Raw genomic sequence first — 25337 nt, forward strand, 5'->3', positions numbered from 1 at the left:
TTATTCCGAACCGAAAGGCAGGTTCCCACGTGTTACTCACCCGTGCGCCACTAAGGCCGAAGCCTTCGTTCGACTTGCATGTGTTAGGCATGCCGCCAGCGTTCGTTCTGAGCCAGGATCAAACTCTCAGGTTCAAGTCGGTCGGGCCGTAACCCAACCGCTCGTTCGGGGCCGCCCTCAAGCGACACACCTCAAACCTAAGCTCGATTCTGAACTTACCTTCAAGATGCGACTTGCGAACGACCCGACAATCCAATCCACTCCCGTGAACCGGACCACAGTGCCCATCCGCCTGCGCATCCTGTCTCGAAACACTCTTCAATTCTCAAAGACCCCGGCGCTCCCCGAGGGGTTCGCCCGGCGGCTCATCGCCGCCCGATGACCGGATATTTAGTCGGAGGCGCCGGCCCGGTCAAGACCAAATTCGCACCCGTTCGCTTTTTTTCGGATGTCCGTCCGGGATGCTCAATCGAACCCCGGATGGTGCGCCACGACAACCAATAAAGGCTGACCCGGCACTCCGAAAATACTTGGACACACCATGGGCGTTGCTTGCGACCGACCGAGGTCGATGGCAGCGCTCCAGCTCGGCATGTTCAAGAAAGCTGTCCCCGGTTGCCGATGCTCGATGGTACCGGCGGGGGAGGCAGGCTTATATGGGATGCCCCGGGGCCCTGTCCAGGGGTTTTTTGACAGCACCGTGACTCCCGGCGCCGGCGCCGCGGCCGGAACGGCGAAGGGCACGGGGGACGCCGGGCCCGGCGATGCGCCATGCAGCCCTGAACGTCCGCGTGCCCTTGGTATCCGCCGCCCCCTGCGGGGCAGCAACGGGGTGCCCGTCGGCGTTACGCCGGACGGCGGAACAGCGCCTCCGCGGCGGCAAAGGGATCCGTTTGCGCGCCGCCGGCGGACGACGGGGTGCCGGTGATCCGCTCCATCGCCTCGGCGATGCGGGCGAGCGTCGTCGCGCGGTCGGAGACGACGCCGTGGCGCAGGCCAAGGAGATAGTTGCGCACGGCCTGACGGATGGCCTCCGACCCGGACAGGCCCTTGACCTTGCCGGCGGCGGCCGCGAAGTACTTGCGCTCTTCGAGATCGGCGCTGACGCAAGCCTCGACCGCGCGCGTCACGGCCTCGCCGTGGCGGGGATGGGCGAGCAGGTCAAGCGCCCGGGCGATCGGGTCCGCGGCGCCACGGGGCTGCCGGCGGCGGCCGGACCGGTCGTCGATGCGGAGATGCATGGTGTCTCTGTCGTCGTTGAGTCGCGGTAGGCTCCCAGGAACAGATCGCCGAGAGCCCGTCTGAGCAGGATGGTAATGCGCGAACGCTGCCGATGTTCCGCACGCAGGCGGATCATCCGGCACCGCTGGCAGAGCGCCAGCAGGTGTCCCGCCGATGGCAGGACCGAATCATCCGCCGCAACGGCCGCGCTCCGGGCCGCCCCGTGGTCCACATCGTGCCGGCAGGCGGCAAGGATCACACGGGTGGTCCGCACCGACGTGTAGTCGATGATGTCGGGCCAGGCCGCCGTCCGCCCCCGACCGTCGCGCCAGGTGTCGCGGTCGGGGTCGAACCAGCGGCCGTCCGGCAGGCAGCGCACCCGCTGCCCATGGGGACGGCCGCAGCACTCACACCGGCCCTGCGCCCGCTCGAAGCGGACGAAGCGGCTCAGGTCAGGCCATTGGGCAGGAGCACACCGGATGTAGCAGCGCTCGGTCGACATGGATCGACATATAGCGCGTTTCGCATCCGGGGTGAATCCTGCAAATGGCGATTCAACGTCCGCGACCGTACGCCGGGGCCGCATGGGCCGTACGCGTGCCCGAGTCGCGGCCCTTCGGCCCGAACGTACGGCCGCCGCGGGGCGGGCCGCCGGCACGATGACCGCCCGGCCGCTTGGCGCGAGGCGCCGACTCGGCACGGGCCGACGGCTCCAGGCCGGGCACCCGGTGGACCGGCACGGCATCGCCGATCAGCCGCTCGATGCCCCGCAGCACCCCGTGATCACCGCGGGTGGCGAAGGAGATGGCGATCCCCTCCGCCCCGGCCCGGCCGGTGCGGCCGATGCGGTGGACATAGTCCTCGGGGTTGCGCGGCAGGTCGAAGTTGATGACGTGGGTGATGTCCCGCACGTCGATGCCGCGGGCCGCCACGTCGGTGGCCACCAGCAGGCGCACCCGGCCGTCGCGCAGACGGCTGAGGGTGCGGGTGCGCGCCTCCTGGCGCATGTCGCCGTGCAGGGCGGCGGCGGAATGGCCGTCGGCGCTCAGCGTCTCGGCCAGCATGTCGGCGTCGCGCTTGGTGGCGGCGAAGACGATCGCCTTGCCCACCTCGTCGAGACCGGCGAAGTGCTGCAGCAGGCGGCGCTTGTGGTCCAGGTCGTCGGCGAACAGCAGGCGCTGCTCGATCTTCGGCGCGCTGGCCGGCGTGCTCTCCACCGCCACCCGGGCGGGGTCGCGCAGCAGGCCGCGGGCGATGCCCTCCATGCGGCGGTCGAGCGTCGCGGTGAACAGCAGCGTCTGGCGCTCCGCCGGGCAGGCGGAGGCGATGGCCTGGATGTCCTCGGCGAATCCGAGATCGAGCATGCGGTCGGCCTCGTCGAGGATCAGCACCTCGACCTCGTTCAGCCGCGCCGTGCCCCGGCGCACATGGTCGAGCAGACGGCCCGGCGTCGCCACCACAACGTCGTTGCGCCGCGACAGGTCGCGGAGCTGCTGGCGGTAGGGGACGCCGCCCAGCACGTCGGCGACGAACAGGCGGCGGAACTTCACGTAGGTGCGGGCGGCCTGGGTGACCTGGCGAGCCAGTTCCCGCGTCGGGGCCAGCACCAGGACGCGCGGGCCGAAGGGGCGTACCGGGCGCCCGTCGCCGGTCGCCGCGGCGGCGGCGTCATCGGCCACCATCAGGCGATGCAGCGAGGGCAGCAGGAAGGCGCCGGTCTTGCCGGTGCCGGTGTCGGCGGTGGCAAGCACGTCGCGCCCCTCGACGGCCACGGGAATGGCGGCAGCCTGCACCGGGGTGGGCGAGGTGTGGCCGGCCAGCTCCAGCGCGCGCAGGAGATCGGAATGCAGAGCGAGATCGGAAAAGGACAAAAGGGACCTACCAGAGGCAAAGCGACGGACCCCCGGCCCGTCGTGAAGCCGCGGATCGGTCCTGGATGCTTGTGGGCCGGAGGAGAGGAGGCGCGTGGGTGCCGGGACAGTCCTTCCCGGCCGTCGGCTGCCCGACGGTCCGGGAGACCGCCGGCCGAGCTGTCGAACCTCGCTCGGACGACGAACACGCCCCCGACGAAAGCTTGTCTGATATAGGGGGTTGTGCGGCGCAATACCAGCTTTCTTTGCCGTCCCGGCGTTTCAGCGCGCCGGGCGGCCCGGCAGGCAGGCGGCGCGGGCGCGCCGGTCGGTCTCGCCGGCGGGTTCGGGACCGGCGGTGTAGGCCGCCACGGGCAGCCGCCCGCCCCCTTCCTGCAGGTGCCAGGCGAGCAGGCAGGCGCACAGCCGCGCCGCCTCCACCGGAGCGGCGGCGGTGGCGGCAACATACGGCCCCTGTTCGCAGGCGCGCACGAAGGCGCGGGAATCGGGCGCCCCCACCTCGGGCGGGGCGTCGCCGCCGAACACCAGGAACGCCGCGGCGACCGCCGCCAGCAGCAGAAGCAGATAACGCCGCAGGATGCCCACGTCCCGATACCTCCCCCGAAGGATTTACTTCGTCCGATTGGATCTCTTAAAGAGAGATCCGGCCCATCCGGGGTAAATGGAAGTATTACCCTGCACGCTCCCAAGTCCCGGATGGGGAAATTAATCTCCCGTTAACCGGCGGGATGGCTTGATCGGAGTCAGCACAGGGACACCACCGGCACCGGCCGAACAAACGGCCACCGGAAACGAACAGGAGATCACGCCATGACCACCCTCGCCGCCGCTGCCGCCGCCGTCGTCGCCTCCCGCTCCGTGGCCACCGCCTCGCAGGTCCACCGCGAACTGCTGGAGGAGTTCATGGCGCTCGTCAAGGACCGCCTGGAGGAGAACCGCGGCAATCCCTTCGTCGAGGAGAGCCTGAGGGACCTGCTGGTCACCCTGGCGGAGCAGCACGACGGCTATTTCCCGGCGGCCGAGCCGGTCGCGGCCTGATGGCCGTGATGCCGGTCGCGGCGTAAGGGAAGGACGGCGGAGCGGAGGGCCGGCCCGCGGCCCTCACCCCCGCCGCAGCCGGTCGAACAGGTCGGCGTTGGGGCAGAAGCCGTGCCGGTCGCCATCGGCATGGTCGGGGTCGGCCAGCCAATGGCTGCACTCCGCCACCGTGCGGCAGCGGCTGCATTTGCGCACGGCGCGGGCCATCGGCAGGCCGAGGCCGGCGGCGAAGGCCGCCTCGGGATCCACGCCCACGGTGCGCATCATCCGCCCCATGTTGACCGCGCGTTCGTCGGTCGTATCGTCGCCGTCCATGCCGATGGTCCCCCGCCGGGTCAGTCGTTCAGTTCGGCCCACATGGCCAGATCGCGCTCGGCGGTCCAGATGCGGGGATCGCGGATGCCGCTCATCTCGTCGAAGCAGCGGGTCACGTTGAACGGCATGCAGTGCCGGAAGATGACCCAGTGGCCGTATTTCGGCTCCAGCCGCGCCAGGGCGGTCTGATAGACCCGCTTCAGGCCGTGGCCGGCCGCCACCCCCTCCTGCACCACCGCGGTCAGGTCGGTGAGGAAGCCGCGGGTGTGGGCCAGCCCTTCCGACACGCGGGCGGGGTCGGTCAGCGCCTCGCCGCGCCCCGGCACCATCTTGTCCGCCCCGAAGGTGGCCAGCCGGTCCAGCGTGCCGGGCCAGTCCGTGAAGTAGGCGTCGCCGCAATAGGGGGTGGCGCCGTATTCCACCAGGTCGCCGGCGAACAGCACCTTCTCCTTCGGCAGCCACACCACGGAGTCGCCCTTGGTGTGGCCGCGCCCGGCGTGGATGATGTGGACCTCGCGGCTGCCCATCCACAGGATCATGCGGTCGTGGAACACCAGTGTCGGCCAGGTCAGGCCGGGGATGGTGGACACGTCGCGGAACAGGCGGGGGAAGCGCTGGATCTCCGAATCCATGTCCTGCCGGCCGCGCTCCCTGATCAGCTCCCACGTCTCGTCCGACGCGATCACCGTGTCCGCGTGATAGCCCGACGCGCCCAGCACGCGCACCGCGTGGTAATGGGTCAGCATCACGTGGCGGATCGGCTTGTCGGTGACGGTGCGGATGTGGCGCACCAGGTCTTCCGCCATGGCCGGGGTGGCGCGGGCGTCGATCACCATGACGCCGTCGTCGCCGACGATGACGCCGGAGTTGGGATCCCCCTCCGCCGTCAGGCAATAGACGCCTTCCGCCAGTTCGCTGAAGGTTTCTTTCTTTTCCTCTAGGTCAGCCTGCGACGCGAATGCCGTGGCCATGGTGCGTGATCCTCCCTGAAAACTCTTGATGCGGGGTCACCGGCCGCCGTAGCGGACGATCTCCTGGTCGATGGCGCCGAAGATGCTGGCCCCCGATTCGTCCGGCATCTCGATGCGCACGCGGTCGCCGAACCGCAGGAAGCCGGTCCGCGGCTGGCCGTGCAGGATGGTCTCCACCGTCCGCACCTCGGCCAGGCAGGAATAGCCGACCCCGCCCTCCCCGATCGGCTTGCCGGGGCCGCCGTCCAGCTTGTTGGACACGGTGCCCGAACCGACGATGGTGCCGGCGCCCAGGTGCCGGGTCGCCGCGGCGTGGGCCACCAGGCGGGGAAAGTCGAAGGTCATGTCGACGCCGGCATCGGGCCGTCCGAACGGCTCGCCGTTGATGAAGGACAGCAGCGGCCGGTGCACCTTGCCGTCGCGCCAGGCGCCGCCCAGCTCGTCCGGCGTCACCGCCACCGGGGAGAAGCTCGACGCCGGCTTGGAGTGGAAGAAGCCGAAGCCCTTGGCCAGCTCCGCCGGGATCAGGCCGCGCAGCGACACGTCGTTGACCAGCATCAGCAGCTTGATGTGGCCGGCCGCCGCCTCCGGCGTCACCGCCATGGGGACGTCGTCGGTGATGACCGCGACCTCCGCCTCCAGGTCGATGCCGTGCGCCTCGGAGATCGCTTCGACGGGGTCGCAGGGCCCGATGAAGCGGTCGGAGCCGCCCTGGTACATCAGGGGATCCGTCCAGAAGCTGGGCGGCATCTCCGCGCCGCGCGCCTTGCGCACCAGCTCCACGTGGTTCACGTAGGCCGATCCGTCGCACCACTGGTAGGCGCGCGGCAGCGGGGCGGCGCAGGCGCGGGGATCGAAGGCGAAGGCGCCGTCGGCCGCGCCGCGCTCCAGCCGCTCGGCCGCGGCGCGCAGCTTCGGCTCCGCGGCGGCCCAGTCGTCCAGGGCGGCCTGCAGGGTGGGTGCGACGTCGGGCACCCGCACGGCGCGGGCAAGGTCGCGCGAGACGACGACGAGCGTGCCGTCCCGGCCGCCCTCCTTCAGGGTCGCGAGCTTCATCGGTAGCGGTGTCTCCCTATTCTGCCGCCTTCGGCGGGGCCTATTCTGCCGCCTTCGGCGGGGCCGGCGTTTTCCAACTGTCGACGTAGCCCTCCCACTCCACGCTGCGGGCGGCGGCGCCGACCTCCAGGGCGTCGCGGGCGTCGATCATCACGGCGTATTCGTCGGTGGCCGGCTTCTTCGGCGTGAAGGCGTTGTTCAGCGCCTTGGGGTGGGGGCCGTGGGTGAAGCCGCAGGGATGGAAGGTCATCATCCCCGGGTGGATGTTGTCGCGCGAGAAGAAGTCGCCCGCGTGATAGAACAGCACCTCGTCATAGTCGTCGTTGTTGTGGAAGAACGGCACCTTCAGGGCGTCCGGGTCGCTCTCGAAGGGGCGCGGCGCGAAGGTGCAGACGACGAAGCGGTCGGCGACGAAGGTGGTGTGGGCGCTGGGCGGCAGGTGGTAGCGGTGGCTCATCAGCGGCCGGATGTCCGCCACGTTCACCTTCACCGGCGCCAGATCACCCTTCCAGCCCACCGCGTCCAGCGGGTTGAAGGGATAGGTCACGGTGCTGACGGCGCCGCGGCGCTTGATGCGCACCCGCCACTCCCGCTCGTCCTGCTGCGCCCGGAACGCGTCGTCGAGGGCGGGCACCTCCAGCATCGCCGGGTCGAAGATGGCGTGAGGCCCCAGCATCCCCTTGTCGGGCAGGCGGTAGGTGCCGTTCGTCGCCTCCACCAGCAGGGCCGTCACCGGCTCGCCGCAGTCGATCCGCCACATGGTGGAGCGCGGCAGCACGATGTAGTCGCCGGGCCGGAACGCCAGGTGGCCATAGTCGCAGAACAGGTCGCCGCGCCCGGCGTGGATGAACAGCAGCTCGTCGCCGTCGCCGTTGCGCGCCAGATGGTCCATGGTGCGCGGCGCCTTCCACAGGCGGATGCTCACCGCCGCGTTGTGCAGCACCGGCCCGGCGTCCCAGGGCGACGGGTGCTCGCCCGGCAGCGCCGCCAGATCGAAGGCCCGCGGCTTCAGCGGCCCGTCCCAGGCGGTCCATCCCGTCGGCGGGTGGCGGTGGTACATGTGGGTGGCAGGGCCGAAGAAGCCTTCCTTGCCCAGTTCGCGCTCGAAGGTGCCGGGGGGCAGGTCGGCGTGGGCCTGGCGCGACGCCGTGCCTTCTACCCTCGGGAATGTGATGTAGTGTTTCATCGCTCAACCCTTCCCTCGCCTTGGTGCCGGCGCTGCCGGAAGGGCCGCGAGACCCCCGGCGGTTGACGGCGTGGCGTTGGGGGGTAGAATTGTTTCAAACGAAACGAATTGCAAGTCCCTTGACGAAAGCCCTGCCATGCATCCTTCCGACGATCCGACTCCGCCGGCCGACCTCCTCCCCGACTCCGGCGAGCCGCTGGAGCTGGAACGCTTCCTGCCCTACCGCCTGTCGGTGGTCAGCAACCTGGTCAGCAAGGCGTTCGCGCGGCGCTACGAGACGGCGTTCGGCCTGTCGATCCCGGAATGGCGGGTGATGGCGGTGCTGGGGCGCTACGCCCCCGTCTCCTCGCAGGACATCTCGCGGCGCACCGCCATGGACAAGGCGAAGGTCAGCCGCGCCGTGTCGCGGCTCGTCGCCGCCGGTCTGGTGGACCGCGCCGAGAACGCCAGCGACCACCGCCGCAACGTGCTGACCCTGGCGCCGCGCGGCCGGTCCATCTACCGCGAGATCGTGCCCCTGGCCCGCGCCATCGAACGCGACGTCACCGAGGCCCTGACGGCGGAGGAGGTGGCGCAGCTCGACCGCCTGCTCACCAAGCTGCAGGGCCGGGCCGAGGCGCTCGCCCCCGGCGACGCGGCGGACGGGGTCGACTGATACTACCGGTCGGTGCAGGAGATGCAGGGATCGACGGACGCCTGGATGATCGACAGGTCGGCCAGCGGCTGGCCGATCACCATCGGCTCGATGGCGGGGATGTTGACGAACGAGGGGGTGCGGATCTTGACGCGGGCCGGCGTCGGCCCGCCGTCGGATTCCACGTAATAGAACGCCTCGCCGCGCGGCGCCTCGGTGCGCACGGTGGCCTCGCCGGGCGGGATCACCGGCACCCCCTCCACCGCCGCCAGCGGGCCCGGCGGCAGGCCGGCCAGGGCCGCGCGCACCAGCCGCACGCTTTCCAGCATCTCCGCCGCCCGCACCTCCACCCGCGCCAGCACGTCGCCGGCGGTGCGCGTGACGCTGCGGAACCCCAGGTCGGCGTAGGCCAGGTAGGGATGGTCCTTGCGCACGTCCATGTCGAGGCCGGAGGCGCGCGCCACCGGGCCGACGACGCCGCGGCGCACCGCCTCCTCCCGGCTCAGGCGGCCGACGCCGCGGGTGCGCGCCAGCGCCGTGGGGTTGGCCGTGAAGGCGGGGACCACCACCTCGGCCAGCCCGCGCTCCAGCGCGTCCAGGGCCGGCCCGTGGGCGGCCGGGTCGGGGATGTCGCGGTGGACGCCGCCGATGCGGTTCATGCCGTAGTTGACGCGGTTGCCGCTGATGGCCTCCAGCGTGTCCATCACCCTTTCGCGCAGGGTGAAGATCTCCATGAACAGGGAGTGGAAGCCGATGTCCTCGGCGCCGATCCCCGCCCACAGGAGGTGGGAGTGCAGGCGCTCCAGCTCGGCGATGACGGTGCGGATGTGCACCGCGCGCGGCGGCGCCGCGATGCCGGCGATGCGCTCGGCCGCCATGCAGAAGGTCATGGCGTGGGTGTTGGAGCAGATGCCGCACACCCGCTCGATCAGGGTGATGACCTCGACCCAGTTGCGCTTCTGCGCCAGCAGCTCTATGCCGCGGAAGCTGAAGCCGACCTCCACGGTGGCGGACTCGATGACCTCGCCGGAGCAGCGGACGTTGACCTTGAAGGGCTCCTCCAGGGCCGGGTGGTAGGGGCCGAGCGGGAAGGTGTAGGGCATGGCCGGGACTCCTATGGGCGGGCCAGGGGGGAGACCGGTGCCGGTGCGGCCGTGCGCGGTTCCGCCATGGCGGCGCGCAGCAGCCCCGGCGCGGCCCCGGCGGGGAGCAGCAGCGGTGTCGGGTCGGGGTGGCCGGCGAACGCGACGCCCAGCAGGTCGGTGATCTCCCGCTCGGCCCAGGAGGCGGCGGGGACCGCGGCGGCCAGCGAGTCCAGACGGCCGTTGCGCGTGCGCGTGCGCACGTTGACCAGCGTCGGCTCGCTCACCCAGTGGTGGATCACCGTGGTTTCGCCGTCCGGCCCCAGCGGCGTCGCGGTGGTGGTGACGAAGCGCAGGCCCAGCTCCGCCATCGCCGCGGCCAGGGCCGCCACGTCCAGCCGCGGCGCCTCCGCCCACAGGGCGTCGCCGTCCACACTCACCGAGTCGACCCCGGGTACGGCCGTCAGCCGTGCGATCAGGTCAGCGCTCGTGGGATTCTCACTCATGGCCCGCACCCTCCTCCGGCACCAGGGCGGCGTGCAGCCGCGCGCCCGCCGACCGGCGGCGGCACGCGGGGCAGAGGTCGCGCTCCGCCCGGTCCCCCCACAGCCGGTCGGCCAGGGCCGCCGGCAGCGGCACATGGGACGTGCCGCACCGCGGGCACGCGATCAGGGGGACGACGCTCTCCCGCTCCGGGCCGACGCCGCCCGCCGCCGGCATGTCCGCCGGCAGACGGATCGCCCCGGTCGGGCAGTTCAAGGCGCACAGCCCGCAGAACGAGCAGCGTCCGACCGACAGCCGCCAGGACACCGAACGGCCGGGCACCGTGGTGAACGCGATCGCCTTGGGGGCGCAGACGTGGCGGCAGGTGCCGCAGGCGGTGCACAGGCCGGCGTCGTGCACGGGCACCCCGCGCAGGGCCGGCGGCTCCGGCGGCCGTTCGGCGGGAGCCAGGGTGCGCGGCGGCCGCAGCAGGTTGGCCAGGACGGTCTTCAGCATGCCCATGGTGGCGATCCCCCTTACAACACCAGCACGGCGGCGACCGTGAGGGCCGAGGCGCAGCCGCCCCACACCCAGTAGAAGCGGAACGCCTGCGCCAGCCGCAGCCGCGCCGTGACCGCGGCCAGGGCGGTGATGCCCGCCAGCAGGGCGACCCCGGCCGCCGCGTAGACCACGGCGGTCAGCGCCGGCCACGGCGTCACCGGCACGAACACCACGGCGAACAGCCCGACCAGCAGGACGATCTCCAGCGCGTGGGCCAGCTTGAACAGGGCCAGCGGCGGGCCGCCGTACTCGATGTGGGCGTCGGCGACGATCTCGTGCTCGGCGTTGGCGATGGAGAAGGGGTTGAGCTTCAGCCGCGCCGGCAGGGCCATCAGGAAGGCGGCGGCGGCCACCGCATGGACCGGGCCGTAGGGTGCCGCCTGCAACGCCTGCATCTCGAAGCTGCCGACGTACTGCGCCATGGCGATGATGGACACCAGGAACGGCAGGTTGTAGGCCAGGGACAGCAGCGCCTCGCGCATCGCCGACACCTGCCCGTAGACCGAGCGGCTGACGTAGCCCGCCAGCACCTCGCACAGCACCGGCACCTCCAGCAGGTAGAGCAGCAGCACCACGTCGCCCGGCAGGGCGGGAACCGGGTTGCCCGGCAGCGGCAGGATGGCCAGCGCCGCCGTCACCGCCGCCAGCGACACCACCGGCAGGGCGAGGAACAGGCCGCGGCGCACGCCGGCGGGAACCACCGTCGCCTTCCCCAGCAGCTTCGCCACGTCGTAGAAGGGCTGAAGGAAGGGCGGCCCCCGCCGGCCCTGCAGGCGCGCCGTCAGCTTGCGCATGAACCACAGCATCAGCCAGCCCAGGGGCACGGCGCCCAGCAGGCCGGGCCACACCGCGAAGGCGACCAGATAGCGCCAGACCTCGCTCATGACACGCTCTCCCCCTGCTGGCTGCGGGTGGCGCCCTCCTCCAGCAGCCGGGCGGCGCGCAGGATGCCGTCCAGGATGGCCTGCGGACGCGGCGGGCAGCCCGGCACCCAGACGTCGACGGGCACCACGGTGTCGAGGGATTCGCCCAGCACCAGCGGGCTGTCGGCGAAGACGTTGCCCGACGCCGGGCAGGAGCCGAGCGCCACCACCGCCTTGGGCGCCGGCACCTGGGCGTAGAGGTCGAGGATGGCGCGGCGGGAGCGCAGCGTCAGCGTCCCGGAAATCAGCACGATGTCCGCGTGCTTGGGCGTGCCGTGCAGTTGGACGCCGACCTGTTCCGCATCGTAGCGCGGGCTCAGCAGGGGCGTGATCTCGATGTCGCAGCCGTTGCACGACCCGGCGTTCAGCCGGCACACCCAGGGGGACCGGCGGCGCCCGATGGCGACGACCCGCTCCAGGAGGTTCATTTCACACCTCCCGCCACGCTTGCGGCGGTGTTCAGGGACGCCGCGACGGCGGCCGGCGGGACGTCGGGGGCGGTGGCATGCACCGCGGCTTCGGGCGCGGCGACGCCGACCGCGCCGGGGACCAGCCCCAGGACCACCGGAGTGATGGCGAAGGCCAGCAGCACCGCGGCCGCCGCGCGCGGCAGCGCCGGCCCGCCGGCGGTCCCGCCGGCCGGCCCCAGCCAGGTGCGGTGGATCGCCCGGACGTAGCACAGGATCCCCATGGCCGATCCGGCGAACAGGGCCGCCAGCAGGACCGGCCCGCCCAGCTCCGCCCCCGCCAGATAGAGGCGCCAGTGCCCGAGGAAGCCCACGGTGGGCGGGATGCCGACGAACGCGAGCGCGCCCAGCATGAAGGCGGCGCCGGCCACCGGCAGGGACGACGACAGGCCGCGGGTGTCCAGAGTCGGCGGCGCGCCGAGGTGCCATTCCGCCGCCCCCACGGCGCCGAACATCACCAGCTTGCCCAGCGCGTGGCCGAGGATGGCGAACCACGCCCCGGCCATGCCCTCCGGCCCGCCCAGCACCACGCCCAGCAGCAGGTAGCCCATGTCGTGGATGGTGGAGAAGGCCAGCATCGGCTTCAGCTCGCTCTGCGCCAGCGCCAGCAGCCCGGCCCCCAGCAGCGACGCCAGGGCCAGCGCGATCCACACCGCCGCGTACCCCTCGAACACCCACGGCATCGCCTCGCGCAGGGCCAGCAGCTCGCAGAAGCCGGCCACGTCGACCACCGCCACGATCACCGCCGTGGTCATCACCGACGAGGCGCGCGCCACCGCCGGCAGCCAGAAATAGACCGGGACCAGCCCCAGCTTCAGGGCGAAGCCCAGCATCAGCAGCGCCACCGCCACCTTGTCCAGGGGGGCCGCCGGCTGCATCGTGCCGAAGCCGGTCAGCGCCAGGGCGGTGGCGATGGCCGCCGTGCCGGCGACCATCGCCCCCAGGAAGAGGCGCGCCGCCGCCGCGGCGGCGGGCGTTCCCCGGCTGAGGATCAGCGCGGCCGCCACGAGTTCGGCGGCGAACGCCAACAGCATCGCCCCCCAGCCGTGACCGGCCAGCCGGGATACCGCCACCAGGGCGATGGTCGCCGCGACCAGGGGCCACCAGGACCGGCCCCCCTGCGGAATGGACCGGGCGTAGAGCCAGACGCCCGCCGCGATCCCGGCGAAGAGTGGAAGCAGCACGGTGTCCATGGATGGGGACCTCCGAAGGATCGCGGAACTCAGACGAGCCAGACGCCGGCCGCCAGGGCCGCCGCCGTCAGGGCGACGGTGAGGACCGGACGGCGCTCCGGCACCGCCCGGGCGACGGACGCGGCCGCCGCGGCCAGACGGGTCAGGCGCCGCCAGCCCGCGCGGTAGACGGGATCCGGGTCGAGGGCGTAGACGGGGTGGAACGCGTCCTCCGCCATCCCGGCGAAGTCGCCCGCCCCCGGCCGGTCGCCGGCGGGCAGCGGTTCGCCGCCGGAATAGACCGACACGGGTCCGGCCACGGGCGCCCCGGCGAAGCGGTAGACGGCGTAGCCGAGCGCCACCGACGCCAGAACCGCACCGCCGGCGGTGGTCAGGGCGAGGGCGCCGCGCCCGGTCAGCAGGCCCAGCCAGCCCGCCTCCAGCGGCCAGGCGACGCCCAGCCCGGCCACCGCCGGCGCCACCACCGGCACCAGCAGCAGTTGCGGGGCGACGCCGAACACCAGGCAGAGCGCCGCCATCACCCCCATGCCCGCGAGCATGGAGGGCGGCGCCTCGTGCACCCGGCGCCCGGCCAGCGCGGCCGACGGTGCACCGTAGAAGGTGTTGACGGTGGCCTTGAGGAAGGAGAAGGCGGTGAGGATGCTGCCGATCCAGGCCACCATCACGATGGCCATCAGCCCCTGGTCCAGGGCGGCGCCGAACACCAGCCATTTGGCCACGAATCCGTTGGTCAGCGGCACGCCGGCGATGGAGGCGGCGGCGATGATCCAGATCCGCGCCGTCCACGGCATGGCCGCGGCCAGCCCGCCGAGGTCGCGCAGGTCGCGCGTCCCGGTGGCGTGCTGGACGGCGCCGGCGCACATGAACAGGGTGCCTTTGAACAGGGCGTGGCTGAGGCAGTAGAACAGGCCCGCCGCCAGCCCCAACCCGGACCCCAGCGACAGGGCCACGATGATGTAGCCGAGCTGGCTGACGGTGTGGAAGGCCAGCAGGCGCTTCAGGTCGGTCTGCGCCATGGCGAACACCACGCCCACCAGGATGGTGACGCAGCCGACGGCGGCCAGCGGCATGCCCATGGCGGCCTGCCACTGCCCGTCGCCCACCGTGTAGAGGCGGGCCACCAGATAGACGCCGGCCTTGACGTAGCAGGCGGAATGCAGCAGCGCCGACACCGGCGTCGGGGCGTTCATCGCCTCGGGAATCCAGGTGTGCAGGGGGAACATCACCGACTTGGCCATGGCGGCGACGAGGAACAGCGCCACCACCCCGGTGGTGAAGGCATCGGCGACCGCCGGGTCGGTCCATTCCGTGCCGCCGGCGCGGGCGTAGACCAGCACCAGCCCGACGAGGAACCCGTACCCCGCAAGGTGGGTGATCAGCAGCACCTTGCGCGCGCCGTCGGCCGCCTCGCGGCGCCGGTACCAGAAGCCCACGAGGCTGTAGGAGCACAGCCCGATGACCTCCCACGCGACGTAGGCGCCGAGCATGTCGGCGGCACCCGCCAGCACCAGCAGCCCGGCGATGAACACCAGCATGATCGCGTAGAACCGCGTGACGCCCTGCGCCTCGTGCTCCATGTAGCGGATCGAGAACAGCAGGATCGCCGCTCCGGTGCCGGTCCCCATCACCATGAAAAGGACGCCGAGGCCGTCGACCCGCAGGCGCAGGGCCACCCCGCCGTCACCGGCCGCCAGCAGGACGGCGTGCAGCACCGTCCCGTCCATGGCACCGGGGACCAGCAGCAGCGACGCCGCGAAGGCGGTGCCCGCCGCGGCGGTGGCCAGGATGCCCTTGCCCGCGGGCGTCAGCGTGCGAGCGAGGAGGAGCTGCAGCACGACCCCGGCGAGCAGGGCCAGGATGGGAGACGTGATCGGGTGCATGGGCCCGGCCCTTTCTCACCCCCCGGCCAGCGGGGGAAAGATGGAGACCTCGCAGTCGGCGGTCAGCGGGGTGTCGAGCCCCTGCAGCCCGCGCACGTCGCGGCCGTCGACCAGGATGATGGCGAGGTTGGAGAGCGCGCCGTCCCGCAGCACCCAGCGGGCGAACTCCGGCCCGTACTCCGCGGCCAGGTCGCGCAGCAGGTGGCCGACCGTGGGCGGCGGGGGGTCCCGGTTCTCCCGGGATCTGCGGGTGGCGGTGCGCAGCAGCGCGAAATAGTGGATCTGCATGGAGAACGCGTCTCCGGGGAAGGCCGCCCCCGCCGGACCACCGGGGTCCGGCGGGGGGCGGGGTCAGGCGAGTTCGAGGACGTCGAGCGTCTCGCGCGTCGGCACGCCCTCGCCGTCCCAGCCGCGCACGGCGTAGTAGAGCGGCATCATCTCCGGCACCCGGCTGACGGCGCCTTTGGACGGCCCGGCCGGGATCGGCTCCCCGGTCATGCGCGGCGGCAGGGTGTCATCCACGGCCGACAGGCCGGCCTTCAGGTTCCACAGCCGCTCCAGGTTCCAGATGCGCTCGCCCGCCCGGATGAAGCGGTCGGCGGTGTAGGGGACACCGGTGGCGGTGGTCATCAGCTCCGCGAACTCGTCGGCGCCGATGCCGAAGGTCGTGAACAGGCAGCCGCCCGTGGAGTCCAGCGCCGCCGTCAGGTTCTGGAACAGCACGACCAGCTCCGGCTTGCCGTCGATGGCGTCCTTGTCGGCCTTCACGGGCACGCCCAGGATTTCCGGACTGATGGTGTAGCCGCGCACATGACAGCCGCCGCGGTTGTTGGTGGCGTAGTTCAGCCCGATCCCCTGCACAGCGCGCGGGTCGTAGGCCGGCATCTCCTGCTTCTTGACGGTCATGGAGAGTTCGGGGTGGCCGAAGCGGCTGGCCAGCCGGTACGACCCCTCGGCCAGCAGTACGCCCACGCCCTCGCCGGTCCCGGTGAGGCGCACCGCCTCGACCATCGCCTCGGCGTTGCCGAAGTCCAGCTCCAGGCCCGCGGTGTCCTCACGGGTGAGCAGGCCGCGGCTGAACAGCTCCATGGCGCAGGCGATGGTGCCGCCCATGGAGATGGTGTCCATCCCGTACTCGTTGCACAGGTAGTTGGCCTTGGTCACCGCGTCGAGATCATCGATCCGGCAGTCCGGGCCGAAGCCCCAGGCGGTCTCGTATTCCGGCCCTTCGCCCCGGCCCTTGTACTTCGGGTTGGTGACCTTGGTGGCGCGCCCGCACGAGATGATGCAGGCGAAGCAGCCCTTGGGCCGCTGCAACTGGTGTGCGGCCAGCGACTCGCCGCCGACCTTGTCGGCGGTTTCGAACCGCGCCTCCTGAAAATTGCCGGTGGGCAGGCCGCCCACGGAGTTCAGGATGTTGACCAGCACGTTGGTGCCGTAAAGGCGCAGCCCGGTGCCGCCCACCGGATGCTCCTTGATTTTGGTCGCCGCGCGGGTGACGGCACCGACGAACGCCTCGCGGTCGGCCACGGTGACGGCACCGGTGCCGCGCACCACCACCGCCTTCAGGTTCTTGGAGCCCATGACGGCGCCGACGCCGCTGCGTCCGGCCGCCCGCTGCATGTCGTTCATGATCGAGGCGATCAGGGCCATCCGCTCGCCCGCCGGCCCGATGCAGGCGACCTTGGCGTCGGCCGCCGTCTCCTCGTTCAGCCGTTCCGTCGTCTCCGGCACGTCCTTGCCCCAGAGATGGGCGGCGTCGCGGATGGCCACCGCGTCGTCCTCGATCCACAGGTAGACGGGCTTCGCGGCGCGGCCTTCGACGATCAGCAGGTCATAGCCGGCGTACTTCAGCTCCGGCCCCCACGCCCCGCCCGAGTTGGAGGCGGCGATGGCGCCGGTCAGCGGCCCCTTGGTCACCACGTCGAACCGCCCCATGGACGGCGCGAAGGTGCCGGTCAGGGGACCGGCGGCGAAGATCAGCTTGTTGGCGGGCGACAGCGGATCCACGGTCGGATCCACCTCGTCGTACATGATCTTGGTGCCGAGCCCGCGGGCGCCGATGAAGGCGCGGGCGGTCGCGGGGTTCAGCGCCTCGGTGCGGACGGTCCCGGACGTCAGGTCCACCCGCAGGATTTTTCCGGTCCAGCCGTGCATGGTCAAACCTCCGCAAAGGCGTTCTTGAGCTTGGCCGCGAAGGTCTGCTTGCGCGTCCGGGTCGACAGGGTGTCCTCGACCCATTCCAGGGCCGCGGTCGGACAGATCTCCGCACAGGAGGGATCGCCGCCGCAGGTGTCGCACTTCAGGATCTTCGCCGTCGCCAGGTCCCAGGCGACGCAGCCGAAGGGGCATGCCTGCACGCACATCTTGCAGCCGATGCACAGGGACTGGTCCAGCTCGACCTGCCCGGTCTCCCGGTTGCGGGTCATCGCCTTGGGCATGCACACGGTGGTGCAGGCGGCGTCCTTGCACTGCTGGCACATCATGGGAACCGAGAATCCCTCGCGCTCCCAGGTGTAGACATGGACGCGCGACGCCTTGGGGCGGAAGGCCCCCTCGTGCTCCATGACGCAGGCGAGTTCACAGTTGCGGCATCCGGTGCATCGGTCCGGATGGATCATCAGCATCATACCCATCGTGGGTGACCTCCTCGAAGCCGTGACGCACGGGTCCGCCGGTCGTGGGCACGCGTCGCGCACGGGAGAGCGCAGCCAATCGGATCAGAGACGGGAGCAAGCGTCGGGCGCCGAACAGTGGATGCACTGTCATCGGGCGGGCGCCGGCTGGCCGGTCAGATGGACAAGCCCAATGCTATCAATTAATGTCAGACAAGGTCAAGGACAGGACAGTCGTTTCAAAAGAAACGGCACAGTATTTTGGTTATGCGTTGTCGACCATAACGCGAGCCGTTCGCAGGAAATCCGGGTATTTTCGGGTGGTTTTCCTAACTTCATGTCGCTTTGGTGCATGCCTGCGAACAAAAAAGCGCCGCGACGGACAGATTTCGGCGCTTGCGCCGACGGCACCGGCCGGCGCCGGTGTGTCGCAATCTCTACGCGTCCTTGTGTCGCAGCATCCGCGGCGGGCCCGGGGGCCGCAGGGCGCGCCGATCATGGATTCCCGCCCCGGTTTGGGTATCACGGCGCGATGTCCGGTTGTATGATGTGGATCAACCGCCCCGCCCGGACCCCGTGACGGAGACCGCCCGTGCATGAACTGTCGCTGTGCCGGAGCATCGTCGACCTGGTCGTCGGCGCCGCGGCAGAGGAAGGTGTGCGGCGGATTCTCAGCGTCACCGTGGAGATCGGCGACGCCGCGGCGGTCGATCCTGACGCGCTGCTGTTCTGCTTCCCCGTGGTGGCCGAGGACACCGCGGCGGCCGGCGCCGCCCTGGTGATCACCCGCGTTCCCGTGACGGCGCTGTGCCACGGCTGCGGGGCGGAGTTCACCCCCGGCAACCGCACATCACCCTGCCCCGCCTGCGGCGGCTATGCCCGCACCCTGCTGGACGGCCGGCAGATGCGGGTCGTCTCTTTCGAGGCGGAATAGGGGGCCCGGGGCAACCGCATGGCGCCGCTGCAATCGGCGAACCCAACGATCATGTTGACATCGGCCCGGCAAACTCGTTTCATCTGAAACGAAACAGCGCCGGACCGGCGGCGGGACGGGCTATGCCCCGCCCGCGGGCTGCGCTACCATAACAACGTATCCATCGGGGAGAGATACATCCATGACCACCAGCGTGTCCCGCCGCAGTCTCGTGCGCGGCATCGGCGCCGGCGCCGCACTCGCCGCTGCGGGCGTCAGCCTTGCCATGCCGCGCCCGGCGCGCGCTGCAACGACTCTGACCTTCTCGTCCTGGTTGCCGCCCAAGCACCCGATCGTTGTCAACGCCTTCGAGCCCTGGGCCGAGGACGTGAAGACGGCCACGGACGGCCGCGTGCGGGTGCGCATCCTGCCCAAGCCCCTGGGCGGCGCGCCGCTGCACTTCGACATGGCCCGCGACGGCGTGGCCGACATCACCTACGGCCTGCACAGCTTCACGCCGGGCGACCGTTTCCTGCTCAGCCGCCTGGCCGAGTTCTCGTTCCTCGGCAACGACGCGGCCGAGCTGTCGGTGGCCTACTGGAACCAGTACACGGAGCGCTTCGCCGCGGCCGGGGAGCATGCGGGGGTCCACACCCTGGGTGTCTTCGCCCACGGCCCCGGCGTGCTGCACAACCGCGTGCGGCCGGTGCGTGTGCCCGATGACGTGAAGGGGCTGAAGCTGCGCGTGCCCGGCGGCTACGTCAGCGACCTGATGGGCCGCATGGGGGCCACGCCCCTGCTCGCTCCCTCGCCCGAAGTGTACGAGATGCTGTCCAACGGCGTCATCGACGGGGTTACCTTCACGCTGGAGGCGCTGACCGCCTTCAAGCTGACCGATCACCTCAAGCACTCCACGACCGTGCCCGGCGGCATCTACAACACCTCCTGGTTCTTCGTGATGAACCAGGCGAAGTGGAACGGCCTGGAGGACCGCGACAAGGAGGCCATCACCACCCTGTCGGGCGAGGCGTTCGCCCGGCGCGTCGGGAAGGCGTGGATCGACGCGGACATCGCGGCGATGGATCGGATCAAGGCCGCCGGCATCGCGGTGATCGACGCCGAGCCCGCCTTCGTCTCGGCACTGGCCGGGCACGCCACCGCGCTGGAGGCCGCCTGGGCCGACGAGGCGCAGGCCAAGCGGGGTGTCGATGGCAGGGCGGCGCTGGCCGCGGTGCGCGCCGCCACCGGCATCACCCTGCCGCCCACATGACGGTGGAGGCGCACCACGGCGTGCCGGACGCTCGCGCGGCGGGCGGCGAGGGGGAGCGGTTGCACCGCCTCCTCTCGCGCGCGCTCGGCGTCCTGGCGGCGGTCCTGCTGTTCGGCATGGCGGTCATGACCACCGCCGACGTGGCGGGCCGCGCCCTGCTGGGGTACGGCGTTCCCGGCTCGTACGAGCTGACGTCGATGATGCTGGCGGCGCTGATCTTTGTCGGCCTGCCGCTGACGACCGAGCGGGACGAGCATGTGGCGGTGGATCTGGCGGACCATGTGCTGCCGACGCGCTGGGTGCGGGTGATGGCCGCGGTGGCCGGCCTGCTCAGCACCGTGGTCCTGGCGGTGCTCGCCTGGCAGCTCGCGGTGCGCGGCGCCGGCCTCGGCGAGGAGGGTGCGGTCACCAACATCCTGCGCCTGCCGCTGGCCCCCGTCGCCTATCTGGCCGCCGCGACCACCGGCCTCTCCGCCGCCGTCCAGGCGGCCCGCACGCTGGCGGGGCTGCGGGGGCGGTAGCGAACGCCACCTCCCCCTTCCCCTCCCTCCCCGCCCGGACTTCACGATACGGACGCATCATGACGGAATCCCTGGTCGGGTTCGGCGCGCTGTTCACCCTGATCTTCCTGCGCATGCCCATCGGCTTTGCCATGGCGCTGGTCGGCACCGTCGGCTTCGCGCTGATGGTGGACTGGGGGCCGGCGCTGGCGATGCTGCGCCAGAACACCTTCGACGCCGGCTTCTCCTATTCCCTGTCGGTGCTGCCGCTGTTCATCCTGATGGGCAACCTGGTGACGCGCGCCGGCATCTCGACCGAGCTGTACCAGGCCGCCCACGCCTTCCTCGGGCACCGCCGCGGCGGGCTGGCCATGGCGTCGGTGGTGGCGTGCGGCGGGTTCTCCGCCGTGTGCGGCTCCTCGCTGGCCACCGCGGCGACCATGTCGAAGGTGGCGATGCCGCCCATGCGCTCCTTCGGCTACGCCGACAGCCTGGCCGCCGGCTCCATCGCCGCCGGCGGAACGCTGGGCATCCTGATCCCGCCCAGCGTCATCATGGTCATCTACGGGCTGCTCACCCAGTCCGACATCGGCAAGCTGTTCATCGCCGGCATCGTGCCGGGGCTGCTGGGCGTGCTGCTCTACGTCGCCGCCATCGCCGTGGTCACCCGCATCGACCCTCGCCAGGGGCCGCCGGGGGAGCGGATGCCATGGGGCAAACGGCTGCGCGCGCTGCGCGGCGTGGCCGGCATGCTGATCCTGTTCACCGTCATCATGGGCGGCATCTACGGCGGCCTGTTTACGCCCACCGAGGCCGCCGGCGTCGGCGCCTTCGCCGCCTTCGTCATGGCGCTGGTGCGCGGCCGGCTGACCGTCCCGGTGTTCCTCGACCTGCTGGTGGACAGCGCGCGCACCACGGCGATGCTGTTCGTGGTGATCATCGGCGCGCTGCTGTTCGCCAACTTCGTCACCTTCGCCGGCTTCGCCGACGCCCTGCGCGACTGGATCCTCGATCTCGACGTGTCGGCCATCGTGGTGATGCTGGCGATCGTGGCGATCTACCTGGTGCTCGGCTGCGTGCTGGAGAGCCTGTCGATGATCCTGCTGACGGTGCCGATCTTCTATCCCATCGTCATGGAACTGGACTTCGGCCTGGCCGACCCGGAGCTGGTGCTCGTGTGGTTCGCCGTCATCGTCGTGGTGGCGACGGAAATCAGCCTCATCAGCCCGCCCATCGGCATGAACGTCTTCGTGCTGCGCGGCGTGCTGACCGACGTGCCGCTGGCCACCATCTTCCGGGGTGTGCTGCCGTTCGTCGTGTCGGACTTCGTGCGCCTGGCCCTGATCATCGCCTTTCCGGCATTGACGCTGCTGCTGCCCTCCCTGATGTGACAGGAGCGCACACGCCACGGGCATTGTGCCGAAATGGTGGGCGCACAATGCCCGCCTGAGTATCAACGTGGCGAGATTATGCGAAAACTGCATGGCTCCCATCGTGTGCCGCCCGTTGTCCGTGCTCTTTGCACCGCAATATTCTTCAACGCAGACGCATTCCTGCGTTTCCTCCCAAGACTTCGGGCCGCCGGGGATTCCCCGGCGGCCTTTTTTCTGCTTCAATCACAGGTCGCACCGGGAACCGTACCGCGCCGCCACGGACCCGCTCCCCCTTTCGGGCGTTCACTATCCATGAGACGCAAGAAGCCACACCGCCAATACGCCGCACTGCCCTTTGCCATCGACGACGGCCTGCGGGTGATGCTGATCACCTCGCGCGAGACGCGGCGCTGGATCATCCCCAAGGGCTGGGCCGAGAAGGGGGTGCGCCCCCACGAGATGGCGGCGCGCGAAGCCTTCGAAGAGGCCGGCCTGCGCGGCACCGTGGCCGAAACGCCGATCGGCACCTACGAATACGTCAAGCGCCTGTCTCTCAAGCGTTCGGTGCCCTGTGTCGTCGACGTCTTTCCCCTGCATGTGGAAGAGGAACTGGACGACTGGCCGGAAAAACAGGAACGCGAACGGCGCTGGATGCGCCCCTCCCAGGCGGCGCTGCTGGTGTCCGAGCAGGGACTGATCGAACTTCTGCAACGCCTGCGCATCGGAACGTGATAGGGTCCGTCCCTCCGTCTTTCATCACCGGGACCTCGCGCCATGGATTTCCACCCCGCCGCAACGCCCATCCGCTTTGCCACAGGGGACATCCGAATCCATGCCCGCTTCCATCACCCTGTCCGACGTCGCGTGGTCCACGCCTGACGGCCACCCCCTCCTCTCCGGCATCACCCTGACGTTCGGCCCCGAACGGGTCGGACTGGTCGGCCGCAACGGGGTCGGCAAGACCACGCTGCTCGCCCTGATGGCGGGCGAGCGCACGCCGCGGGCCGGCAGCGTCACCGTCAGCGGCCGGTTGGGCGTCCTGCACCGGGCCATCGGCGCCGAACCCGGCGCCACCATCGCCGACCGCTTCGGCGTGACCGAGGGGTTGGCGCGGCTGCGCCGGGCCGAGGAGGGCCGCGCCGACGCCGCGGACCTCGCCGACGCCGACTGGACGCTGGAGGAGCGCATCCACGCCGCACTCGCCGCGGTCGGGCTGGACGCCGGCCCCGACACGCCCCTGTCCGCCCTGTCCGGCGGCCAGCGCACGAGGGCCTCCCTGGCGGCGGTGGTCTTCGCCGCCCCGGACATCCTCCTCCTCGACGAGCCGACCAACCACCTGGACATCGACTCCGTCACGGCGGTGGAGGCCGGGCTGCGCGCCTATGACGGCGCCCTGCTGGTGGTCAGCCACGACGAGGCGTTCCTCGACGCCCTCGGCGTGACGCGCCGGCTGGACCTGTCGGCCCGCTCGCCCTGACGGCAGTCGCCGCACCTCCTCTCCCGTCCGGGTTACCGCGCCTGCGGCCGGCGCACGTCGGGCCCGCGTCCTGTTGGTCCGACCGTGTCAGCCCGGAGGGAGGCCGCCGACGATGACCTTCACGCAGAACGCAGCCCGCGACCGCACCGCCGCCCGTGAATCCCGCCGCGATCAGCCGCAGGGGGGCGGCGCGCTGACGCCCGCGCTCGGCTGGTTCAGCCTCGGCCTGGGTCTGGCCCAGGTGGCGGCGCCGGAGGCGATGACCCGCCTGGTGGGGGCCGGCGGCGGCCGCCGCGAGGCGCAGACCATGCGCGCCGTCGGCCTGCGCGAGATCGCCACGGGCATCGGCATCCTGACACAGGACCGGCCGGCCGGCTGGATGTGGACGCGGGTCGGCGGCGACGTCATGGACCTGGCCATCCTCGCCGGCGCCTCCTCGTCCCGCGGGGCGCGGCCGGAGCGGCTGGCCATGGCCGGCGCGGCGGTGCTGGGGGTGCTGGCGCTGGACTGGCTGTCCGCCCGGCAGGAAAGCGCGGCGCACGACGGCCACCCCGCCGCCCGCGAGGACGGTCCGGTGCACGCCCGCGGCGCCGTCACCATCAACCGCCCGCGCGAAGAGGTGTACCGGTTCTGGCGTCAGCTCGACACCCTGCCCCGCTTCATGAGCCACCTGGAGGCGGTCGAGCCCGTGGACGCCACGCGCTCGCGCTGGCGCGCCCGCGGCCCCATGAACACCACCTACGCCTGGGAGGCGGAGATCACCGAAGACCGGCCGAACGAGCGCCTCGCCTGGCGCTCCCTGCCCGGCGCCGACGTGGACAACGCCGGGGAGGTGCGCTTCGAGCGGGCCACCGGCGGGCGCGGCACGGTGGTGCGGGTCGATCTGCGCTACACCCCGCCCTACGGCCGCGCGGGGATGGCGCTGGCCTACCTGTTCGGCCGCGAGCCCGGCGCGGAGATGCGCGACGACCTGCGCGCGCTCAAACAGATCCTGGAGACGGGCGAGGTCACCATGTCCGACGCCATGCTGGGTCGTGTCCGCCACCCGGCGCAGCCGGACCCCCGCCCGGTGCCCCACACCTCCGACCACGGGAGACCCGTATGAAAGCCACGTGCTGGATGGGCAAGCGCGACGTCCGCGTCGAGCGCGTCCCCGACCCGCAGATCCTGTCGCCCCACGACGCCATCGTCCGCATCACCTCCACCGCCATCTGCGGGTCGGACCTGCACCTCTACAACGGCTTCGTGCCGACCATGGAGCGCGGCGACATCCTCGGCCACGAGTTCATGGGCGAGATCGTGGAGACCGGGCGGGAGGTGAAGACGCTGAAGGTCGGCGACCGGGTGGTTGTGCCCTTCCCCATTGCCTGCGGCCATTGCCTGAGCTGCGAGAGCCAGCTCTATTCGGTGTGCGAGAACTCCAACCCCAACGCGGCCATGGCGGAGGGCCTGTGGGGCTACTCGCCCTCGGGGATCTTCGGCTATTCCCACCTCACCGGCGGCTATGCCGGCGGCCAGGCGGAGTACGCCCGCGTGCCCTACGCCGACGTGGGGCCCCTGAAGGTGCCCGACGGCATGACGGATGAACAGGCCCTGTTCCTGTCCGACATCTTCCCCACCGGCTACATGGGCGCCGAACTGTGCGGCATCAAACCGGGTGACACCATCGCGGTGTGGGGCTGCGGTCCGGTGGGCCAGTTCGCCATCCGCAGCGCCTTCCTGCTGGGTGCGGAGCGGGTGATCGCCATCGACCGCTTCGCCTACCGTCTGCGCATGGCGGAACAGGCGGGTGCGGAGCCGCTGGACTATGAGGACGTGCACAGCGTCCTGGAAGCCCTGCGCGAGATGACCGGCGGGCGCGGCCCCGACGCCTGCATCGACGCGGTGGGGATGGAGGCGCACGGGCTGGGCTATGCCCTGGATCGGGCGAAGCAGGCGATGATGCTGGAAACCGACCGCCCCATCGCGTTGCGCGAGGCGATCCAGTCCTGCCGCAACGGCGGCACCGTGTCGATCATCGGCGTCTACGGCGGCTTCGTCGACAAGTTCCCCATCGGCTCGCTGATGAACCGCTCCCTGACCATCAAGGCCGGGCAGGCGCACGTGCAGCGGTACATGAAACCGCTGCTCAACCTCATCCGCGAGGGGAAGATCGACCCGACCTTCGTCATCACCCACACGCTGTCCCTGGACGACGCGCCGCGCGGCTACGAGATGTTCCTCAACAAGCGTGACGAGTGCATGAAGGTGGTGCTGAAGACGTAAGGCGCGGGGGCGGCGGCTCCGGACCGCCGCCCCGTCGATGCCC

At 71.2% G+C, this 25337-nt stretch carries 27 protein-coding genes and 1 rRNA gene; 10 read left to right on the forward strand and 18 right to left on the reverse strand.

What is annotated here, in order from left to right; all coding sequences use genetic code 11:
* The 4 genes from G472_RS0116075 to G472_RS0116090 form a co-directional block, all read right to left on the reverse strand.
* Positions 1-134: ribosomal RNA gene (locus G472_RS0116075) — 16S ribosomal RNA — on the reverse strand; the annotation flags it as partial.
* A gap of 711 nt (positions 135-845) precedes the next feature.
* Positions 846-1241: a hypothetical protein gene (locus tag G472_RS0116080; protein WP_029009213.1), complete on the reverse strand. Its 396-nt coding sequence runs from the start codon at positions 1239-1241 to the stop codon at positions 846-848.
* Between the two features lie 534 nt (positions 1242-1775).
* A complete protein-coding gene (locus G472_RS0116085) occupies positions 1776-3092 on the reverse strand; it encodes a DEAD/DEAH box helicase (RefSeq protein WP_029009214.1) in 1317 nt (438 codons plus the stop codon).
* Between the two features lie 261 nt (positions 3093-3353).
* Positions 3354-3677 carry a hypothetical protein gene (locus G472_RS0116090; protein WP_029009215.1) on the reverse strand — a complete coding sequence of 108 codons (324 nt, stop codon included), beginning with the start codon at positions 3675-3677 and terminating at the stop codon, positions 3354-3356.
* A 225-nt stretch (positions 3678-3902) separates the two neighbouring features.
* On the opposite strand from G472_RS0116090, the gene G472_RS0116095 reads away from it, so the two are divergent.
* The gene (locus G472_RS0116095; RefSeq protein ID WP_029009216.1) at positions 3903-4130 is read left to right on the forward strand and encodes a hypothetical protein; all 228 of its coding nucleotides are present in this window, start codon (positions 3903-3905) and stop codon (positions 4128-4130) included.
* Positions 4131-4193: 63 nt separating this feature from the next.
* Here G472_RS0116095 and G472_RS33625 read toward each other — a convergent pair whose 3' ends face one another.
* From G472_RS33625 to G472_RS0116115, 4 genes are read right to left on the reverse strand one after another with little or no spacing between them, the layout of a single operon-like run.
* Positions 4194-4445 carry a DUF6455 family protein gene (locus G472_RS33625; protein WP_035692703.1) on the reverse strand — a complete coding sequence of 84 codons (252 nt, stop codon included), beginning with the start codon at positions 4443-4445 and terminating at the stop codon, positions 4194-4196.
* Between the two features lie 20 nt (positions 4446-4465).
* Positions 4466-5416, reverse strand: coding sequence for an MBL fold metallo-hydrolase (locus tag G472_RS0116105; RefSeq protein ID WP_029009217.1), 951 nt, complete (start codon positions 5414-5416; stop codon positions 4466-4468).
* A 36-nt stretch (positions 5417-5452) separates the two neighbouring features.
* Entirely contained in the window at positions 5453-6472 is a 1020-nt protein-coding gene (locus G472_RS0116110) for a fumarylacetoacetate hydrolase family protein (RefSeq protein ID WP_029009218.1), read from the reverse strand.
* A 40-nt stretch (positions 6473-6512) separates the two neighbouring features.
* Complete coding sequence (locus tag G472_RS0116115; RefSeq protein ID WP_029009219.1) at positions 6513-7658, reverse strand: homogentisate 1,2-dioxygenase; 1146 nt, start codon at positions 7656-7658, stop codon at positions 6513-6515.
* 136 nt (positions 7659-7794) lie between these two features.
* Between G472_RS0116115 and G472_RS0116120 the strand changes: the two genes are divergently transcribed.
* Positions 7795-8313 carry a MarR family winged helix-turn-helix transcriptional regulator gene (locus G472_RS0116120; RefSeq protein WP_029009220.1) on the forward strand — a complete coding sequence of 173 codons (519 nt, stop codon included), beginning with the start codon at positions 7795-7797 and terminating at the stop codon, positions 8311-8313.
* Positions 8314-8315: 2 nt separating this feature from the next.
* Here the strand turns inward: G472_RS0116120 and G472_RS0116125 are convergent, their stop codons facing one another.
* The 10 genes from G472_RS0116125 to G472_RS0116170 form a co-directional block, all read right to left on the reverse strand.
* Positions 8316-9395, reverse strand: coding sequence for a hydrogenase large subunit (locus G472_RS0116125; RefSeq protein WP_029009221.1), 1080 nt, complete (start codon positions 9393-9395; stop codon positions 8316-8318).
* Positions 9396-9406: 11 nt separating this feature from the next.
* Entirely contained in the window at positions 9407-9880 is a 474-nt protein-coding gene (locus G472_RS0116130) for an NADH-quinone oxidoreductase subunit C (RefSeq protein ID WP_029009222.1), read from the reverse strand.
* Positions 9873-10379 (reverse strand): 4Fe-4S dicluster domain-containing protein, encoded by a 507-nt coding sequence (locus G472_RS0116135; RefSeq protein WP_029009223.1) that lies wholly within the window; start codon positions 10377-10379, stop codon positions 9873-9875. The genes G472_RS0116130 and G472_RS0116135 overlap by 8 nt, the downstream gene beginning before the upstream one ends.
* 14 nt (positions 10380-10393) lie before the next feature.
* Positions 10394-11302, reverse strand: coding sequence for a respiratory chain complex I subunit 1 family protein (locus G472_RS0116140; RefSeq protein WP_029009224.1), 909 nt, complete (start codon positions 11300-11302; stop codon positions 10394-10396).
* On the reverse strand, positions 11299-11769 hold the full coding sequence (locus G472_RS0116145; RefSeq protein WP_029009225.1) for an NADH-quinone oxidoreductase subunit B family protein: 471 nt from the start codon (positions 11767-11769) through the stop codon (positions 11299-11301). Before G472_RS0116145 ends, G472_RS0116140 begins: the two co-directional genes overlap by 4 nt.
* Positions 11766-13001, reverse strand: a complete 1236-nt coding sequence (locus tag G472_RS0116150; RefSeq protein WP_029009226.1) for a proton-conducting transporter transmembrane domain-containing protein — start codon at positions 12999-13001, stop codon at positions 11766-11768. The genes G472_RS0116145 and G472_RS0116150 overlap by 4 nt, the downstream gene beginning before the upstream one ends.
* Before the next feature lie 29 nt (positions 13002-13030).
* Positions 13031-14881 (reverse strand): NADH-quinone oxidoreductase subunit 5 family protein, encoded by a 1851-nt coding sequence (locus G472_RS0116155; protein WP_029009227.1) that lies wholly within the window; start codon positions 14879-14881, stop codon positions 13031-13033.
* Between the two features lie 15 nt (positions 14882-14896).
* Positions 14897-15169, reverse strand: coding sequence for a MoaD/ThiS family protein (locus tag G472_RS0116160; protein WP_029009228.1), 273 nt, complete (start codon positions 15167-15169; stop codon positions 14897-14899).
* Between the two features lie 63 nt (positions 15170-15232).
* The gene (locus G472_RS0116165; RefSeq protein ID WP_029009229.1) at positions 15233-17038 is read right to left on the reverse strand and encodes an aldehyde ferredoxin oxidoreductase family protein; all 1806 of its coding nucleotides are present in this window, start codon (positions 17036-17038) and stop codon (positions 15233-15235) included.
* A gap of 2 nt (positions 17039-17040) precedes the next feature.
* Positions 17041-17517, reverse strand: a complete 477-nt coding sequence (locus G472_RS0116170) for a 4Fe-4S dicluster domain-containing protein (RefSeq protein WP_029009230.1) — start codon at positions 17515-17517, stop codon at positions 17041-17043.
* A gap of 571 nt (positions 17518-18088) precedes the next feature.
* On the opposite strand from G472_RS0116170, the gene hypA reads away from it, so the two are divergent.
* From hypA to G472_RS0116210, 8 genes are all read left to right on the forward strand, one after another.
* On the forward strand, positions 18089-18430 hold the full coding sequence (hypA, locus tag G472_RS0116175; RefSeq protein ID WP_029009231.1) for a hydrogenase maturation nickel metallochaperone HypA: 342 nt from the start codon (positions 18089-18091) through the stop codon (positions 18428-18430).
* A gap of 181 nt (positions 18431-18611) precedes the next feature.
* Positions 18612-19679: a TRAP transporter substrate-binding protein gene (locus G472_RS0116180; protein ID WP_035692705.1), complete on the forward strand. Its 1068-nt coding sequence runs from the start codon at positions 18612-18614 to the stop codon at positions 19677-19679.
* Positions 19680-19699: 20 nt separating this feature from the next.
* Positions 19700-20200, forward strand: coding sequence for a TRAP transporter small permease (locus G472_RS33630; RefSeq protein WP_169732820.1), 501 nt, complete (start codon positions 19700-19702; stop codon positions 20198-20200).
* Positions 20201-20259: 59 nt separating this feature from the next.
* The gene (locus G472_RS0116190; RefSeq protein ID WP_029009233.1) at positions 20260-21570 is read left to right on the forward strand and encodes a TRAP transporter large permease; all 1311 of its coding nucleotides are present in this window, start codon (positions 20260-20262) and stop codon (positions 21568-21570) included.
* A 294-nt stretch (positions 21571-21864) separates the two neighbouring features.
* On the forward strand, positions 21865-22284 hold the full coding sequence (locus tag G472_RS0116195) for an NUDIX hydrolase (RefSeq protein ID WP_029009234.1): 420 nt from the start codon (positions 21865-21867) through the stop codon (positions 22282-22284).
* A gap of 100 nt (positions 22285-22384) precedes the next feature.
* Positions 22385-23029, forward strand: a complete 645-nt coding sequence (locus tag G472_RS0116200) for an ATP-binding cassette domain-containing protein (RefSeq protein WP_029009235.1) — start codon at positions 22385-22387, stop codon at positions 23027-23029.
* A gap of 112 nt (positions 23030-23141) precedes the next feature.
* Entirely contained in the window at positions 23142-24134 is a 993-nt protein-coding gene (locus tag G472_RS33635) for an SRPBCC family protein (RefSeq protein WP_051340900.1), read from the forward strand.
* Positions 24131-25294: a zinc-dependent alcohol dehydrogenase gene (locus G472_RS0116210; RefSeq protein ID WP_029009236.1), complete on the forward strand. Its 1164-nt coding sequence runs from the start codon at positions 24131-24133 to the stop codon at positions 25292-25294. Before G472_RS33635 ends, G472_RS0116210 begins: the two co-directional genes overlap by 4 nt.
* Positions 25295-25337 lie beyond the last annotated feature (43 nt).

The sequence above is a fragment of the Azospirillum halopraeferens DSM 3675 genome (assembly GCF_000429625.1).
Lineage (GTDB): Bacteria > Pseudomonadota > Alphaproteobacteria > Azospirillales > Azospirillaceae > Azospirillum > Azospirillum halopraeferens.

Excerpts from the sequence above, each read along its gene's own strand:
- G472_RS0116080 (WP_029009213.1), bottom strand. The coding sequence starts at position 1,241 with ATGCATCTCCGCATCGACGACCGGTCCGGCCGCCGCCGGCAGCCCCGT.
- G472_RS0116095 (WP_029009216.1), top strand. The coding sequence starts at position 3,903 with ATGACCACCCTCGCCGCCGCTGCCGCCGCCGTCGTCGCCTCCCGCTCC.
- G472_RS33625 (WP_035692703.1), bottom strand. The coding sequence starts at position 4,445 with ATGGACGGCGACGATACGACCGACGAACGCGCGGTCAACATGGGGCGG.
- G472_RS0116105 (WP_029009217.1), bottom strand. The coding sequence starts at position 5,416 with ATGGCCACGGCATTCGCGTCGCAGGCTGACCTAGAGGAAAAGAAAGAA.
- G472_RS0116110 (WP_029009218.1), bottom strand. The coding sequence starts at position 6,472 with ATGAAGCTCGCGACCCTGAAGGAGGGCGGCCGGGACGGCACGCTCGTC.
- G472_RS0116115 (WP_029009219.1), bottom strand. The coding sequence starts at position 7,658 with ATGAAACACTACATCACATTCCCGAGGGTAGAAGGCACGGCGTCGCGC.
- G472_RS0116120 (WP_029009220.1), top strand. The coding sequence starts at position 7,795 with ATGCATCCTTCCGACGATCCGACTCCGCCGGCCGACCTCCTCCCCGAC.
- G472_RS0116125 (WP_029009221.1), bottom strand. The coding sequence starts at position 9,395 with ATGCCCTACACCTTCCCGCTCGGCCCCTACCACCCGGCCCTGGAGGAG.
- G472_RS0116130 (WP_029009222.1), bottom strand. The coding sequence starts at position 9,880 with ATGAGTGAGAATCCCACGAGCGCTGACCTGATCGCACGGCTGACGGCC.
- G472_RS0116135 (WP_029009223.1), bottom strand. The coding sequence starts at position 10,379 with ATGGGCATGCTGAAGACCGTCCTGGCCAACCTGCTGCGGCCGCCGCGC.
- G472_RS0116140 (WP_029009224.1), bottom strand. The coding sequence starts at position 11,302 with ATGAGCGAGGTCTGGCGCTATCTGGTCGCCTTCGCGGTGTGGCCCGGC.
- G472_RS0116145 (WP_029009225.1), bottom strand. The coding sequence starts at position 11,769 with ATGAACCTCCTGGAGCGGGTCGTCGCCATCGGGCGCCGCCGGTCCCCC.
- G472_RS0116150 (WP_029009226.1), bottom strand. The coding sequence starts at position 13,001 with ATGGACACCGTGCTGCTTCCACTCTTCGCCGGGATCGCGGCGGGCGTC.
- G472_RS0116155 (WP_029009227.1), bottom strand. The coding sequence starts at position 14,881 with ATGCACCCGATCACGTCTCCCATCCTGGCCCTGCTCGCCGGGGTCGTG.
- G472_RS0116160 (WP_029009228.1), bottom strand. The coding sequence starts at position 15,169 with ATGCAGATCCACTATTTCGCGCTGCTGCGCACCGCCACCCGCAGATCC.
- G472_RS0116165 (WP_029009229.1), bottom strand. The coding sequence starts at position 17,038 with ATGCACGGCTGGACCGGAAAAATCCTGCGGGTGGACCTGACGTCCGGG.
- G472_RS0116170 (WP_029009230.1), bottom strand. The coding sequence starts at position 17,517 with ATGGGTATGATGCTGATGATCCATCCGGACCGATGCACCGGATGCCGC.
- G472_RS0116180 (WP_035692705.1), top strand. The coding sequence starts at position 18,612 with ATGACCACCAGCGTGTCCCGCCGCAGTCTCGTGCGCGGCATCGGCGCC.
- G472_RS0116190 (WP_029009233.1), top strand. The coding sequence starts at position 20,260 with ATGACGGAATCCCTGGTCGGGTTCGGCGCGCTGTTCACCCTGATCTTC.
- G472_RS0116195 (WP_029009234.1), top strand. The coding sequence starts at position 21,865 with ATGAGACGCAAGAAGCCACACCGCCAATACGCCGCACTGCCCTTTGCC.
- G472_RS0116200 (WP_029009235.1), top strand. The coding sequence starts at position 22,385 with ATGCCCGCTTCCATCACCCTGTCCGACGTCGCGTGGTCCACGCCTGAC.
- G472_RS33635 (WP_051340900.1), top strand. The coding sequence starts at position 23,142 with ATGACCTTCACGCAGAACGCAGCCCGCGACCGCACCGCCGCCCGTGAA.
- G472_RS0116210 (WP_029009236.1), top strand. The coding sequence starts at position 24,131 with ATGAAAGCCACGTGCTGGATGGGCAAGCGCGACGTCCGCGTCGAGCGC.